The following is a 16038-nucleotide window of genomic DNA, read 5'->3' as shown; positions in this document are numbered from 1 at the left end:
TATTTGATGCCATCATGGTATGTGTACAGCCGGCGACACGTACTGCCCGGCCGAATTATTATTTAACTGGCTTTCCGCCCCGTCAACCATTACACGTAATAGATAATTTCCGCTTTTTACTCCGCTTATATCAATCGCTATATTTTCTATAAATTCCGGTGGACTTAGTAAATCTGGCTTTATGAGCGGAAAACTGTATGAATGACCTGTCCCGTCACTTTGATTCATTAGTAAGATCAGACTTTGCCCGTTACTAACTGGTGGGTTAATTTTAAATTTAACGGTGGCCGATCTTGGCGCATCACCCGCACCAGTTACGCCAATAACCTGAGTATTGGTAATTACAGGCGATAATGAAAAAACTTCGGCAGCAGAAGATACACCTGCATGTGCCGCAGGGGGGCTACCTATAAGCGCCGGATGAACAATTTGCATTTCGTGTACACCAGCATTAAGGCCATTAGGTAGTTTGAAGGTAATCTGGGTTTCAGCAACCACCAAATTGGATGAGACGGGTAAGGATTCGCCATCAATTTTCACGTCAACTATCTCACTGCTAAAATTACTGCCATTTAACACCAGTATATAACCCGGTAATATCTTCTGATTTTCAACAATGGGCTGATTTATCGCTGCCTGTGATAGCACCTGTTCAATAACGGGTATTTTAAAAGGTGATACATATATGTTGCGCCCTTTTACCGGCAGCGCAGATTTGGTTGATTTACTACTTTCTATGAGCACCACCGTGGCTTTGTATGCTGCCGTAGGCCGATATCTTGTACCAAAAGCAGCCCAAAGTTTTGATATATCTTCTATGCTTAAAATCTCGGGACTGATCTTTATCATTTCGGCTTGATCGGCCAACCCCGAGGTGGATAATAATTTAAGTGCACTTGTTAATCCTGTTCCCGGTACTGCTGTGGGTGGCGCCAGGGAAGTACGGATAGCATCGCGCCCTAGTACGGGGTTTTCGTGCATCAATTGCATGCCGTACCCTAACAAAATTTCGGTATGTAATTCGGTGGTACCATAGGCGGTTAGCAGGTAATGCAAGTCCAATGCTAATTTGGGGTTGGTAATACGGTCGCCTTTGCTGTTAAGCGAGGGTTGCGCCACGTTTTGCCATCCGCTATTGAAGGTTGCCTGATACATGAATAAGTTCAATTGGGTAATTTCATCCTCGGCTTTAATCTTATCCGGGGGCCAGGCCGTAACGGTAATGGTTTCACCAACAGCGCCAGTAACGTCATGATTTATCAATCCGTTATTTAACAAATCTTTAAGTACGTAGGTAACCGATGCAATGCGTAAAGCGGTACTCATTACTTGCCGTTTCTCTTTTTTAAATAATCATCCAATGATGTCTTCGGACTGCTTGTGGCATTATTTTTCATAGCAACCACATTTGATGAAGGTTCGTTTATGGCTTGTATCTCTATTCTACCAATGTTTACTTTAATAATGGTGTGGTTAACCGGTTCAGCTAACCCCGATGAGTAAGGCGATTTTTGATTTTTAAACGGAAGGGGCGATTTATTTTCTGCGTTTGAGGGTTTTATTAAACTTTCCTCTTCTATATTCTTTCTTTCAAACGTCGTCCGCGGACTTGTAACACGCGGTGATTCGGACGTCAAAAGCGATTTTTGAAACCCGCCGCTTTCTGATGGTGCAATAAAGTTATCTGGTTTGAGTAACTGTGGCATTATCCGCGTGTTAGCGTTACTGTCTGTGATTAATGTACTTAAGGCCTTTTGTTGAACAACAGTTTGTTTTTCTGTTTGCAAGGGAATTGATTTAGGCTTAAGTTTATTGGCTGCTGTAAAATTGGTACCGATATTCTGGCTATCCTGAATGGGTGCTTTCTTTGTTCGTCCAGAAGTATCTTCAGGTTTCTCTGTAGTTTCTCTACCAACGTTGTTTATTGAAAAATCAACTTTGATGGGATCATCAGTTTTTTCTATTAAAGGGAATGGCTGGATTTTAGGCTTTATATCAGGAGAAGCAGCATCATTGGCTAAAGTCTTTTCTTTGTATCCATCATTATGTTCTTGCAAATCTTGAGGAACACTGATATAATTCTCAAACCGCGAAGCCAACCGGGGTGTAACTTTATTAGCGGGAGAAATATGACGCGCAATTAAATTGCTGGCAAAGCCTTTCATTAAGTAAGCATTTCGATGTACAACCTGCGCCTGTGAGGGCTCATGTTAAGAATATCCTTTTCGGACCATCCAAATGATTTTGCCAGGAGGCAAATTTCCTGCATCATCCGTTTGGCCCAGCTATCAATTTCGGCCCAAAGAAAACTCATGATATCAAACACTGATTCCCAGTTATGGCTGCACGCCGGGCAATGGATCTCTATACGTATATCGGCTTGAGGATCTTCTTCACTCATTCGTTTATCAAGGGCTTGGATTATCTCGCCGGATAATTGGTCTTTAGGGATTTCTTCCCCATTCTCATTTGCAACACCAACAATACAGTTGGTGATCAGGCTATCTGGATCAGCCGAATTTTCTGAAATAATTTTAGATACATCGAAAGAATCGGGAAGCCTGAATTGTATTTTAAACTGATCTTTTACGAGGTAGAAAGTTTTAACGGATAGATCGGCGGGTATTTTCTGCAAATGCATATCATGCGTATCCATTTCCCATTCCACAACTTCATTGCATTTAGGGCAGGTTACCATGTTTTTTAGGCTGTAACCAAACATCCATTCCCTCAGCTGCAACAACCGGGCGTCTCTTTCGCCAATGCTCAGCCTGCCAAGCTCCACACTGTTTTCAAATGAACAGGCTTTACCTAATAACCTCATGCTCTTATCCAACAGGCCATCGTGCAAAACCTCGTCCCAAAGCTGAAATAGTTCGGTTGCATCTAAAGGCTTCATGCAATTATTGCGGTTCAGTAAACGATGGCTCTGCAGGTTCCATTACTTCGTAATCACGTTCCCAGCCTTCGTTTTCTAATTTTATATGCTGTATGGCAACTGCATTTGCGTTGGCATCCAAATCTGCCATGGCCTGAAACTCGGAAATCCAGCAGCGATATATTTTATAGGCTATTGCAAGCTGTCCTGCCTCGTTATAAAGTTCGAGGATGATATCTTTCCGGAAGTCTTTGAGGGAAACTTCAGCACCAAGCCCAGAGCCAAAATTCCATACTTTGTTGGCCCATTTCTCAAACTCTGTGTCGTGCGTTATACCACGTTCGAGTGTAATAGCCTCGTATTTGGTACGGCCAGGCGATTTACGGCCTGTACTTGGGTCGCCACCTTCTCTAAATTCAACAACTTCGGTGGTTTTTTTTAATGCCCCGGCTTTGCTTATGCCCGCAACGTACCTGCCATCCCATTTTACTCTGAATTTGAAGTTTTTGTACGGATCAAACCTTGTTGGGTTAACTGTAAACTGTGCCATAATTTATTTTTTTATGAATCGATTTGACCAGCTAATTGCTGAATTTTTAAGATCACAAATTCGGCAGGTTTTAAAGGTGCAAAGCCTACCAGTATATTTACTATCCCCGAATTGATATCATTTTGCGAAGTAGTTTCACTGTCGCATTTTACCAGGTAAGCCTCTTTAGGTGTTTTACCCTGAAACGCCCCCTGCCTGAAAAGATTTTGCATAAAAGCACCGATATTAAGCCGTATCTGCGCCCACAATGGTTCGTCATTAGGTTCAAAAACTACCCATTTGGTGCCTCTATACAGGCTTTCTTCAATAAACAATGCCGTGCGGCGTACCGCTATGTATTTGTACTCGTCGGCTAATTCATCGGCACCCCGTAGTGTGCGTGTTCCCCAAACTACCTGCCCAACAACCGGAAAAGACCGCAGGCAATTGATACCCAATGGGTTTAGCTGGCCATTCTGATCATCGGAAAGATTAATTTGCAAGCCTCTTATGCCATTCAGCGTAGCATCAATACCAGCCGGAGATTTCCATACCCCCCTGGCGGTATCTGTTCGGGCCATAATACCGGCAATCATACCACATGGCGCAAAAGTTTCTATTTGTCCATCGCGCATAGGATCTGACTGCAATACCCTTGGGAAAAATAACGCCGCATTTCGTGTTGCGGGGCCTGTTAGATCTAAATCGCCCAAGCCGTTAATAGCGTTGTTTACTGCCAGTACAGGCGCCTGAACATCGCCCCAGGTTGTTGGTGCATCAACTAAAAGCATCGCTCTGCTTGCCACACACAATGCCAGGGCATCACTATATACGTCCGGATCCGTATCTGCATCTCTCGATGGTGGTGGTATACATAAAATATTAAAGTCTTCGTTTTCCAAAGCGTAAATACCTGTTTTTGATTTTTCTTCTCCCTGGTATTCTGATGCACCAACGTCTACACCGTCTGATCCTTTTACCGAAACCGATATCGGATTATCAACCATATCCGGTGGACTTGAGGGTGGACTTGTTAATACCGCTACGAGTGTTGACTTTGGCCGGAAGGTTGACATTGTGCCCTTAACCCTCACCAACATAGAACTTTGATTTAATACACGGGGAAGGTACCTGGGATCGTTGGAATTTACAGATACGTTTAAAAACTTTTCTGTCGAACCACCATCTACAGCTTCCGCAACTAATAAATTAAAAAGCGAACTATCTGTCGGATCTTTAGTTTTATAATTGATCGAGATTTTTAGGTTATCGCCCCAACTGCCTTCACTGGCGGCTTCCAGTGTAAAAAATGCTCCGGGCGCGCCTCCGTCAACCAGCACTTTTATATTAGATTTTGTAGCGTTTTTTGCTATCCTGACTATAACAGCTTTCGAGCCGCCGTTTAAGTAAAAGTCTTTCACCGCATAGCTCATCATGCTGTCTGCCCAAACGCCTCCAAACAGTGTCTGAAAATCGGAAAAACTCGTTATGGTTATCGCGCTGTTCAAATCGCCACGAAGCGCTCGTCCAATAAAAGCGGTAATAGAAGTTGCAGCGCCCGTAATTGTGTGTACATCACTAGGAATTTCTTCAATATAAACCCCTGGATAAGATGGTTGTACTGGCATATTTTGAAATTTTATGGGTTAATAATTGGAAAACTTTTATAATTAAGATTACCTAAGTTGGTAACTGATTTAGTTATAAGTTTTAATAGTTAGCCACCAGCCTGCTAGCTTTAACCGGCGTTAAGCAGTATGACGGAAGGTCGACGATGATATTTCTCTGCAGCAGTTCAACCCGCACAAGCATCTGATATTTTCCCTTGTATTGAATCACTTCGCATGGAAAGCCTTTGAGGGGCCCCGAATCTATATCTGCGATCATGCCCTGATCAAAATTTTCTGACGACACTTCGAAATCCTCATTAAGCTTTTTGGAGGAAAGGGCTTTTAGTTTAGAAACAATGCTTTCGCTGATCTCGGCAATCTGGTTATCGGTTCTTATATAATATAATACACCGGGCAGATGAGTAGTTTCTATATAATCCTCAACGCCTTGGAGTTTTATAAAAATATAAGAGGGAAAAAGAGGAAGATTTACATATTTTTTTTTGCTAGCCCACACTTTCAACGTTCTTACGGTGGGTAAAAAATATTCTAAGTTCAGAATTTTCAAGTACTCCGCTACCTTTTTTTCGTGGCGGGGCCTGGTGTAAATTAAATACCAACCAACTTTAACGGCACACATAAGTGAAACAGTTTAGGATTACACAAAAAAGGACTGATTGTAAAAAGGTATTAAGTGTGAAATTGGGAGGCGTAATTAGAGCTATCGCTACTGCAACGTACCTGCAGTGGACTAAATAAATAATACGGGGGAACTGAAAATTTAAGTAGTAGGCAAATAAAAGGTTTAATTCCGCGCCGGAATTAACTATTGCTAAATTATCAAAATCATATTACAAAACAAATATTTCGACATTTTTTTTTAAGGTCGTCAAAAAAATAGCCTCGGATTGATCTAACACTAATGGTAAAATTTTTATTATCAAAGCATTACCTCCTAATAATCCTTCAAAAACATTAATTTGCAATAAGTCATAACTAAGGTTTACCGGCAATGAAATTAAAAAGTACAGTAATGGTCAGCTTTTTATTGCTGATTGTATTTTTCGTGGCGCAATCCTTTTACTATCACTATAAAAGAAAATCGTCGCCACTGGCAGCTCAGTCACCATTTAAAAGCGGCAGCCGATCGGTAGCCTTATGCGGCGTAGCTTTTAACCCCGACGAGGCCATTCCGGATATCCCGGCGTTAAAAGGTTGGGGAAACTACAGTTTTAAGATCACTACCAATTCAGATAGTACGCAATACTACTTTAATCAGGGCTTGAGTTTGTACTATGCCTTTCATACTATCGAAGCTATCGCTTCCTTCGAGAAAGCAACCCATTTTGACCCTGAATGTGCCATGGCATGGTATGGCAAGTCACTGGCTATGGGGCCAACAATTAATTATCCAAATGGATACGCACCACCGGCCGATGCAGAAGCAGCCTCTTTAAGAAGTGGCCTCTTTACAGCCAAATGTACCCCGCTCGAAAATGCCTTAATTACAGCAATGCAAAAACGGTACAGCATCGACACAACTATCAGCGTACATCAGTTAAGGGTCAGTTATGCCGATGCCATGCGGTTGGTTTATAGTAAATTCCCAAAGAATGCAGACGTAATTAGCCTTTACGCCGATGCCCTATTATTATTGCACCCCTGGGACCTTTACGGTCACGATTTTAGCCCAAAACCATGGACCCCGCAAATATGCGCCTTATTAAAAGAAGCTCTTGTGCTTAACCCTAAACACCCCGGCGCAAATCACTATTTTATTCACGCTGTTGAAGCTTCGGCAACACCTCAGCTTGCTTTAAACAGCGCGCATTTTTTAGATACCCTAATGCCCCTGGTATCTCACATAACGCACATGCCCTCACACATATACATTCGCACGGGTGATTATCAACGCGGTATCAGAGATAACGAAGTTGCAGTAGCAGGATATGAAACGTATACAAAAGCTTATAAGCCTGTTGCCGAGGGCGCTGTATTGTATCAGATGCACAATATGCATTTGCGCATTAACTGCGCGCAGATGGGTGGCAATTATGCCATTGCAAATCATGGATCCAACTCGCTCAGGGCGGTTATTCCTTTGCCCTATTTATCGCTGCAAGGCGGAGATGGAAACTTCTTTCAGTATATTTATATGCAACCGGTATTCACAGCTGCGCGTTTTGGTAAGTGGGATGATATCCTAAAAAGTCAACCTATTACCGGGGGGGCTTATACTGGCGCTATATTAAACTTTGCAAAGGGGTTGGCCTGGTGTGCCAAGGCCGATGTGGTAAAAGCGCAAAGTGAATTGGATATGCTGGGTGGTAAACTGCGCGATTCATCATCCCTAAAGGCTAAAATTGATAATTTCAGCAGCGCCTATGAATCCATCACCGTAGCGCAGCTCATTCTTAAAGGGAAGATAGCTGAAACCCAAAAACATTATGCCGATGCTATTAGCATTTTAAAGCAAGCTGTTGTCGCAGAAGATAACCTGATCTACAATGAGCCGCGCGACTGGCCAATACCTGCAAGACATTATTTAGGTGAAATGCTATTAAAAACCGGGAAATATACCGACGCAATTACTGTGCTAAATAAAGATTTAACTATTAATCCTGCCAATGGCTGGGCCCTCACCGGTTTACGAACGGCATATCAGCATACCGGCAATAGTAAAGAGCTTACCAAAGTTAATCAACAATTAAAAGGTGCCTGGAAAATAAAGGATGTGCCCATTGCGAACCCCGTATTTTAAGAGCTCAGATTGGTTTGCTTATTTTAAAATTTTCTCTGCTTGTTTAGGTGTAAGCAAGGTAATTTTCATCCATACCGGCGTGTCGGGATTTCCGGCTTTATCAACCTTTACCGCAGTAATTTTGTCGATGAGATCCATGCCTTTTACAATATCGCCGAAGACGGTATAATGATGATCGAGGCGGGGTATACCGCCAACGGTGCGGTAAGCCTGGCGCTGAGCATCTGTTAAATGCACATTGTATTTTTTCTCTATCGCATCCAATTCTTCATCAGTATAGGTTTTGCCATCCACAATATAAATCTGGGTGGTAAAGGAAGATTCTATTGGGTTATTATCGCGCCCCATGGCTACCACTCCCCTTCGGTGATATAAACTATCCACAAATTCGGGCGCTATCCACTTTTGTTCGGGCTTTAAAGTACGGCCTTTTTCATATAGCGAATCTGGGTCGCCTCCCTGGATAACAAAGTTTTTGAGGATGCGGTTAAAGGTAGTTGCATCAAAATAGTGGCTTTTAACCAGTTTGATAAAGTTATCGCGGTGCACCGGGGTTTCGTTATACAATTTTATCACGCACCATCCCTGGGGCGTTTCTAATTTTACATATTGATTTTTTTGTTGTGCAAATGCAATTGCACACACGCATAGCATTATAGTAAGCAGTAATAATGTTCTTTTCAACGAAGTATATTTAAATGTTATGTTAAAGCCTTTCTAGTTTCCTAATTTATATAAATCAGCGCACATTCGGCACCCGGATAAACAAAACCATCAATAAGCGACAGGTACATTCATCTGCATGTAAGATTAGCGCCATAGCTACCCTATTTTATTGTTGAATACCGGTTTGTACACTATCTTTATTCTATATAAAAATAAAAATATATGAGTACAGAAAAGGCGATTTTAGCCGGCGGCTGTTTTTGGGGTGTAGAAGAATTATTCAGACAACAACCGGGAGTTATTTCAACCGTGGTTGGATATACAGGTGGCGATGTGCCAAACGCAACGTACCGAAATCATGGAACACATGCTGAGGGTATAGAGATTGTATTTGATCCTTCAATTTTATCATATCGTAAACTATTGGAATATTTCTTCCAGATCCATGATCCTACCACAAAGAACAGGCAAGGAAATGATATAGGCACGTCATACCGTTCGGCGATATTTTATTTAGATGAAACCCAACGTGACACCGCCAATGCCTTAATAACAGAGATGGATTTATCTGGCGTATGGCCTGGCAAAATAGTTACAGAAGTAGTACCCGCAGGCCCCTTTTGGAATGCCGAAGAAGAACACCAGGATTATTTGCAAAAGAACCCATACGGTTATACATGCCATTTTGAAAGACCTGATTGGACATTGGCTTAATTAAGCAGTGCCGAATAAAAAGTTTTTCGAAAGCCCTTAAAAAGGGCTTTCACTGTTTAAAGACCTTTTCATTTTTTAACCTTTGAGTGTATTGCACATAAAATTGAGGAGAAAACCACGGTTGGTGTAAATTTCTGAAGCATGGAAACAAATTAATTATTTGAACATTATCAGGTAATCTATCTTTAATTCCATAATTCAATTTACCCCTATAATGAAAAGGAAGATCACCGTAACGATTTGCATACTTATTGTCGTGCTTCTTTGTTTGCAGCTTTACCGTCCTGCAATTAAAGAGCAGCCAGTTACAAGCGACATTAATGCTCCTGCTAATGTAAAAGCCATATTGAAAAGGGCTTGCTATGATTGCCATTCGAACGAAACCAACATACGATGGTACGATCAGATAGCTCCGGCATACTGGCAGGTTGCAGCTGATGTTAATGAAGGAAGAGCCGGGCTTAACTTTTCGGAATGGGATAAACTGGCCGCACCTGACCAAAAAGCCAAACTTTGGGAAGCCGTTAACCAGATCAACGCTGGCGCTATGCCGCTTAGCAATTATACAGCTGTCCATCCTTCGGCCAAGCTCTCTGCTGAAGATGTTGCGATATTGAAAGCATATTTAAAGAGCACTGTTAAACAACCCTTTACCGACACCGCAAAGATAAATGCAGCTGATAAACAGTTTGCCCAATGGAGCAGCGGAAAACTCCAGTTAAAGAATATCCCCGTAGCGCTTAATGGTATTGCTTTTATGCCCGACTATAAAAACTGGCAGGCACTTAGCACAACCGATAGGTACGACAATGGCACCATGCGGGTAATATTGGGTAATGCCATAGCCGTTAAGGCCCTTAAAGAAGGCAATATTAAACCGTGGCCAAACGGCGCCGCCTTTGCCAAAGTAGCATGGGCATCGCTGGAGGATAAAGACGGAAACATCACCCCCGGCGAGTTTAAACAGGTAGAGTTTATGATAAAAGATGCCGACAAATACCGCGACACAAAGGGTTGGGGGTTTGCAAGGTTTAAAACACCTGCAATGGTGCCGTATGGCAAAACAGCTATGTTTGCAACGGAGTGCGTTAACTGCCACCGACCACAAGCCAACACCGACTACGTTTTTACCCAACCTATTAAACACTAAGCGCCATGAAAAAATTAGCTCCTATTTTAAGCCTGGCTTTACTTTATATAATAACCTCATGCAGTCAGCCTGTGGTAGATGGCCAACAGATCAATACCAAAGCGGCCCTACCTGCATCGTTAAATTTCAAGCAGGCTTGTCCATTCGTTATTACCTCAATGATTAATAGAAAGCAAGGCACCATGTCTACCTTATATGGTAATGATGCTGCCCGCAATGCTTTGCTCGGGAAAGCACAGCCAAATAATGGCGAGGTTTTAGCATTGGTAACCTGGAAACAACAGGAAGACCCGCATTGGTTTGGCGGCCTGATTCCCGGCAAATTGGTATCTGTAGAATGGGCAAAAACCCAGAACGATCAAAATCATTCATTTGTTTATCAACGCTTTGACGGAGCCAGTCTTCAGCCTCATAACGATACAACTGGCAACAGTTCGAGGCTGCATTACATCTCAATTCTACGTCCATCGGTGATGCCATAAGCATCTTTATTTTGGAACTTTCCCTAAACAAGAAAGCAGCCAAGGGCTGCTTTTCTTGTTTAGATTTTCAAGGCTTATAATAAGTTAATATCTTCCAAATGCTGACCGAAACGGTAGGTCAATGTTACCTCATGCGTTGAATTATTGAACCTGCCAATGTTGTTTGATGCAGTACCGAACTGATAGCTGTACCCTAAACGGAAGTTACTCATCATAAAGCTGATTATGCCGGCCATCTCGTTATTAGTGCGATAATCTGCCCCAAAACCAACTACATTTTTTATATACAACGTTGTAGAGAAATTGGCAATAAAAGGTACCCCTTTAGTATATGTAGCCAAAAAGGCTGGTTTTACCTTTACATCTTTTCCCCCATCGATCAAGTATGCACCAGAAAAATTATAGTGGTTACGGAAATAACTATTATCCTGTATCGAGGCCGAACCCAGTGATGTAAACGTTAATTCGGGAACAGCAACACCTATAAAATACCTATCCGAATAAAACATCACCCCAAAACCCAGGTTCGGTTTATTCTGCCTTACATCATCCCTAAAAGCAGGATCGTTTGAATCGAGTGTCGAATAATTAGCCACATAGTTACGAAAGCCTGCATTTAATGATACTCCTAAAAAGGCCTTTTCGCTTAACTGGATGCTTTTGGCAAAAAAAGCGTTTACTTCAGTAAGGTGCTCAATACCGAATTGGTCGTTTTTTACAGTAGCCCCAGCTGCTCCGTTGATTGATTCTATGGGCATATTACCATTAAAGATAAACGAAGATGGTGCACCGTCAATGCCAACCCATTGCTTACGCAGCAGGGCATTTAGCGAACCATTTTTGTCCAGTAAAGAATAAGCTGGATTTAATGGTGTTTGGTTATTCATGTACTGGCTGTACGTATAATCTTGCTGGGCATATGCGGTGTATATAGAAAACACAAAACATATGGCCGAAAGCAGTAAAACCTTAATCCCGGGTTTAATATAGCTTCTCATGATTTTCTAAGTGCTAGTGGTTTAATTACCCCGGAAGCGTTAACTGCTTCCGGGTAGCTGATAATCTTGTTATTAGTTCTGATATTTAAGTAAGAAGTATCCGGTTTGACGATGTATCGTTCCGCCGTCATTCAACTCTATCAGGTAGAAATAAGTACCTGCTGTTTGCAGGTCGCCGGTTACGCTCGACCGCCCTACAAACACCTTGTCGGCATTATTATAGTTTTTAATCTCGAAGATTTTGACGCCATTGCGGTTAATAACCGTGAAACTATTTACCGGATGGTCTTTGATACCTTCTATATACAGGAAGTCGTTGATACCGTCGCCATTGGGCGACAATGCTTTCCGCACAATGAGCTCAGCACCAAACTTATCAAGTATTTTTACCGGCTGGGTTACATTCGCGGCCGGATAGTAATTGGCATTACCCGCCGCCGAAGCAGTAACAGCAGTTGTGCCAATTGCCAGTGCATTTAGTTTAGTACCGGTTATTGATGCAATGGTTTGATCGGCAACTGTTAAGGTAACCGGCAAGCCAGCACTCGATTTCACCGATGATAGATCGTATGAATCACCGCTGTACAGATTTGGTATAGCAGCAAAGCTGATAGTCTGCTGTGCTTTATCCACAATCAATATTTGACTTATCGGATCTGTGGTACTGTAGCCACCATTCTCTGGCGCAGCAGCCGTTATAACTGTGGTACCGGCCCCCACGATGTGTATTTGACCGTTTACGATTGTCGCTACATTAGTGTTGCTACTGGTTAATACCAGGGTCTCGTCGGTGTTTAAGGACGCACCTGCTGAGAAATCCGGATCACCATAGGTTTTTTGAGGTAGCGCTGTAAATGCAATAGTGCGCGTAGCAAGTAAAACCGTTAACTGGCCATTGTGATAGGTAATATCATAATTTGAGCTTGCCGCGCCCTGTACCGTAATCGGATATACACCCGGGAGCGATAACCTCACCGCCGTGGTGGTTACACTTGGTTGAGCAGTAAGGCTGGTTGGTGCATCGCTAAATTTAAAGCCACTGTAAGTTAAGGTTAACGGCGGATTTGCTAACAGGAATAATCTGCTCTTGTTATCTGCCGTTACACTCAATGGCGCTTTATTAATAACGAGGGTCGCACCAGTGTAAGTTAAGGTGTAATTGCTGCCCAGGGCTAACGTATTTTTGTTGATGGCATAACTACCAGCGCCCTCCCCTGTTGTTCTTGATAACGTACCTGTGAAAGAATCGCCCGTTGCCAAAGTGCCCGTATAGGTGTAAGTTAGTGCCGGGTCTGAATCCCCATAGGTTTTATTCTTCGGAGCTGCGGTTACCGCGATGGCTCTTGTACCGATAGTAAGGTTAGCGCCTTTATAAGTCAATGCGTAGTTACTGCTTAGTGCCAGGGTGTTTTGGTTGATCGCATAAGTACCAATATTTTCCCCTGCCGCCCTTGCCAATACACCTGTAAATGCATCGCCAGCAACTAATGTTCCGGTGTAGGTATAAGTGAACGCCGGATCCGCGTCACCGTAAGTTTTCGACTTGGCATCCGCCGTTACCGTAATTGCCCTTGTACCGATGGTTAGGTTAGCTCCTGTATAAGTTAACGCATAGTTACTGTTCAGTGCCAACGTGTTTTGGTTGATGGCATATGTCCCGATGTTTTCGCCTGGCGATCTTGATAGTGAACCTGTGAAAGAGTCGCCTGTTACCAACGTGCCGGAGTAAGTATAAGTCAGCGTTGGATCCACATCGCCGTAAGTTTTCGACTTGGCATCTGCAGTTAACGCTATAGCCCGTGTACCGATAGTCAGGTTTGCGCCGGTATAAGTTAACGCATAGTTACTGTTCAATGCCAAAGTGTTTTGATTAATGGCGTAAGTGCCAATGTTTTCACCTACTGCTCTTGAAAGTGCTCCTGTAAATGCGTCACCGGTTACGAGCGAACCACTTGTGATCTGATAAGTCAACGCCGGATCTGCATCACCGTAAGTTTTGGACTTTGCATCAACGGTTACAGCTATCGCCCTTGTACCGATGGTTAGGTTTGACCCGGTATAAGTTAGGGCATAGTTGCTGCTTAGGGCTAAGGTGTTTTGATTAATGGCATAAGTACCAATGTTCTCACCTGCTGCTCTCGAAAGCGCCCCTGTGAAACTATCGCCAGTCACCAAGGTTCCGGTGTAAGTATAGGTCAGCGCAGGATCCGGATCGCCGTAGGTTTTAGATTTGGCGTCCGCGGTTACGGCTATGGCCCTGGTACCGATGGTTAGGTTGGCACCGGTGTAAGTTAATGCATAGTTGCTGTTCAAGGCCAAGGAGTTTTGATTGATGGCATAAGTGCCGATGTTTTCACCTGCTGCTCTTGATAATCCTCCTGTGAAGGCATCGCCCGTTGCCAACGTGCCGGTATAAGTGTAAGTCAACGCAGGATCTGCATCACCATAAGTTTTCGACTTAGCATCGGCAGTTACCGCTATGGCTCTTGTGCCGATAGTCAGGTTAGCGCCGGTATAAGTCAATGCGTAGTTACCGTTCAATACCAAAGTGTTCTGATTGATCGCATAAGTACCGATGTTTTCACCCGGCGCTCTTGACAATGCGCCTGTAAAGGCATCACCCGTTGCGAGAGTGCCCGTGTAAGTGTAAGTTAAGGTCGGATCGGCATCACCATAAGTTTTCGACTTTGCATCAGCCGTTACCGCAATTGCTCGTGTACTGATGGTTAGGTTTGCTCCTGTATAAGTTAACGCATAATTGCTGCTTAGGGCTAAGGTATTTTGGTTGATCGCATAAGTACCGATGTTTTCACCCGGCGCTCTTGACAGCAGTCCAGTGAAGGCATCACCCGTAACCAAGGTTCCGGTGTAGGTATAAGTTAATACCGGATCCGCATCGCCATAGGTTTTTGACTTGGCATCCGCCGTTACCGCTATGGCTCTTGTGCCGATGGTCAGGTTTGCGCCGGTATAGGTCAACGCATAGTTACCGTTCAATACCAAAGTATTTTGATTGATGGCGTAAGTACCGATGTTTTCACCTGGCGCTCTTGAAAGTGCTCCTGTAAATGCGTCGCCCGTTACGAGTGAACCACTTGTGATCTGATAAGTCAGCGTCGGATCCACATCACCATAAGTTTTCGACTTAGCATCGGCAGTTACCGTTATGGCTCGTGTACTGATGGTTAGGTTTGCGCCGGTATAAGTTAATGCGTAGTTACTGCTTAAAGCTAAGGTGTTTTGGTTAATAGCATAAGTACCGATATTTTGGCCTGCTGCTCTCGACAATGCGCCTGTAAAGGCATCACCCGTTGCGAGAGTGCCCGTGTAGGTGTAAGTTAAGGTCGGATCGGCATCACCATAGGTTTTAGTTTTAGCATCAGCAGTTACCGCGATTGCTCTTGTGCCAATGGTTAGGTTTGCGCCGGTATAAGTTAACGCATAGTTGCTGCTCAATGCCAAGCTGCCTCGGTTAATGGTATAGGTGCCAACGTTTTCTCCCGGTGCTCTCGTTATTGCTCCTGTAAATCTATCGCCGGTTACGAGCGAACCGCTTGTAACCTGATAAGTCAGCGTCGGATCGGCATCGCCATAAGTTTTAGTTTTTGCATCAGCGGTTACCGCAATAGCCCTTGTGCCGATGGTTAGGTTAGCGCCGGTATATGTCAAAGCATAGTTGCTGCTTAAGGCCAGGTTGTTTTGATTAATTGCGTAAGTGCCGACGTTTTCGCCCGATACTCTTGATAGTCCACCTGTGAAGGTGTCGCTAAACGCTAAAGTTCCCGTGTAGGTATAAGTTAATGCGGGGTCTGTATCGCCATAGCTTTTATTTTGGGCGTTGGCGGTTACCGCGATTGCTCTTGTAACGATGGTTAGGTTGGCAGCTGTATAAGTCAAGGCATAATTACTATTTAAGGCTAAGGTGTTTCGGTTGATGCTATAAGTACCAACATTTTCACCTGCTGTTCTTGACAATGTGCCCGTGAAGGCATCACCTGGCACGAGCGAACCGCTGGTAATTTGATAAGTTAATGTTGGATCTACATTGCCGTACATTTTGCTTTGGGCATCAACGGTTACCGTAATTGCTAGCGGGGTTACTGTTAAACTACCCGCCACATAGCTGATCGTGTAATTCGCATTCACTGCACCGCTTGCCGTAATCGCGTACGGGCTGCCTGCTACCGATGAGGCTGAGGTTGCTGTTGTTGATAATGTTGGTAATGTATTCAAACTTATTGGAGTATCTC

General features: G+C 43.5%; 13 protein-coding genes. 4 read left to right on the top strand and 9 right to left on the bottom strand.

The genetic code is table 11. The features are described from left to right. Positions 1–12 precede the first annotated feature (12 nt). The 6 genes from GSY63_RS20185 to nusG all read right to left on the bottom strand — a co-directional run bounded on the left by GSY63_RS20185 (position 13) and on the right by nusG (position 5657). Positions 13–1326, bottom strand: a complete 1314-nt coding sequence (locus GSY63_RS20185) for a DUF4255 domain-containing protein (protein WP_166587667.1) — start codon at positions 1324–1326, stop codon at positions 13–15. Further along, a complete protein-coding gene (locus GSY63_RS20180; protein WP_166587666.1) occupies positions 1326–2165 on the bottom strand; it encodes a hypothetical protein in 840 nt (279 codons plus the stop codon). Before GSY63_RS20180 ends, GSY63_RS20185 begins: the two co-directional genes overlap by 1 nt. Next, positions 2165–2899, bottom strand: a complete 735-nt coding sequence (locus GSY63_RS20175; RefSeq protein WP_166587665.1) for a T4 family baseplate hub assembly chaperone — start codon at positions 2897–2899, stop codon at positions 2165–2167. Before GSY63_RS20175 ends, GSY63_RS20180 begins: the two co-directional genes overlap by 1 nt. Before the next feature lie 4 nt (positions 2900–2903). Next, on the bottom strand, positions 2904–3428 hold the full coding sequence (locus tag GSY63_RS20170; RefSeq protein WP_166587664.1) for a phage tail protein: 525 nt from the start codon (positions 3426–3428) through the stop codon (positions 2904–2906). Between the two features lie 11 nt (positions 3429–3439). Continuing rightward, positions 3440–5035: a phage tail sheath family protein gene (locus tag GSY63_RS20165; RefSeq protein WP_166587663.1), complete on the bottom strand. Its 1596-nt coding sequence runs from the start codon at positions 5033–5035 to the stop codon at positions 3440–3442. A gap of 82 nt (positions 5036–5117) precedes the next feature. Then, on the bottom strand, positions 5118–5657 hold the full coding sequence (gene nusG / locus GSY63_RS20160) for a transcription termination/antitermination protein NusG (protein ID WP_166587662.1): 540 nt from the start codon (positions 5655–5657) through the stop codon (positions 5118–5120). Between the two features lie 372 nt (positions 5658–6029). On the opposite strand from nusG, the gene GSY63_RS20155 reads away from it, so the two are divergent. Further along, positions 6030–7778 carry a tetratricopeptide repeat protein gene (locus GSY63_RS20155; protein ID WP_166587661.1) on the top strand — a complete coding sequence of 583 codons (1749 nt, stop codon included), beginning with the start codon at positions 6030–6032 and terminating at the stop codon, positions 7776–7778. Positions 7779–7796: 18 nt separating this feature from the next. Here the strand turns inward: GSY63_RS20155 and GSY63_RS20150 are convergent, their stop codons facing one another. After that, positions 7797–8462 carry a peptidylprolyl isomerase gene (locus GSY63_RS20150; protein ID WP_243749291.1) on the bottom strand — a complete coding sequence of 222 codons (666 nt, stop codon included), beginning with the start codon at positions 8460–8462 and terminating at the stop codon, positions 7797–7799. A 204-nt stretch (positions 8463–8666) separates the two neighbouring features. Here GSY63_RS20150 and msrA point away from each other — a divergent pair, with 204 nt between their 5' ends. The 3 genes from msrA to GSY63_RS20135 all read left to right on the top strand — a co-directional run bounded on the left by msrA (position 8667) and on the right by GSY63_RS20135 (position 10790). Then, on the top strand, positions 8667–9158 hold the full coding sequence (gene msrA, locus GSY63_RS20145) for a peptide-methionine (S)-S-oxide reductase MsrA (RefSeq protein WP_166587660.1): 492 nt from the start codon (positions 8667–8669) through the stop codon (positions 9156–9158). Positions 9159–9372: 214 nt separating this feature from the next. Then, positions 9373–10308, top strand: a complete 936-nt coding sequence (locus GSY63_RS20140; RefSeq protein ID WP_166587659.1) for a heme-binding domain-containing protein — start codon at positions 9373–9375, stop codon at positions 10306–10308. Between the two features lie 5 nt (positions 10309–10313). Then, entirely contained in the window at positions 10314–10790 is a 477-nt protein-coding gene (locus GSY63_RS20135) for a cytochrome P460 family protein (protein ID WP_166587658.1), read from the top strand. 74 nt (positions 10791–10864) lie between these two features. Here GSY63_RS20135 and GSY63_RS20130 read toward each other — a convergent pair whose 3' ends face one another. Together GSY63_RS20130 and GSY63_RS20125 are read right to left on the bottom strand one after the other, a co-directional pair. After that, a complete protein-coding gene (locus tag GSY63_RS20130) occupies positions 10865–11788 on the bottom strand; it encodes a PorP/SprF family type IX secretion system membrane protein (protein WP_166587657.1) in 924 nt (307 codons plus the stop codon). Positions 11789–11860: 72 nt separating this feature from the next. Then, on the bottom strand, positions 11861–16021 hold the full coding sequence (locus tag GSY63_RS20125) for a beta strand repeat-containing protein (RefSeq protein ID WP_166587656.1): 4161 nt from the start codon (positions 16019–16021) through the stop codon (positions 11861–11863). Positions 16022–16038: the final 17 nt, after the last annotated feature.

This window comes from Mucilaginibacter agri, assembly GCF_009928685.1.
Taxonomy (GTDB): Bacteria; Bacteroidota; Bacteroidia; order Sphingobacteriales; family Sphingobacteriaceae; genus Mucilaginibacter; species Mucilaginibacter agri.
This window is presented reverse-complemented; position numbering and strand designations above follow the sequence as displayed.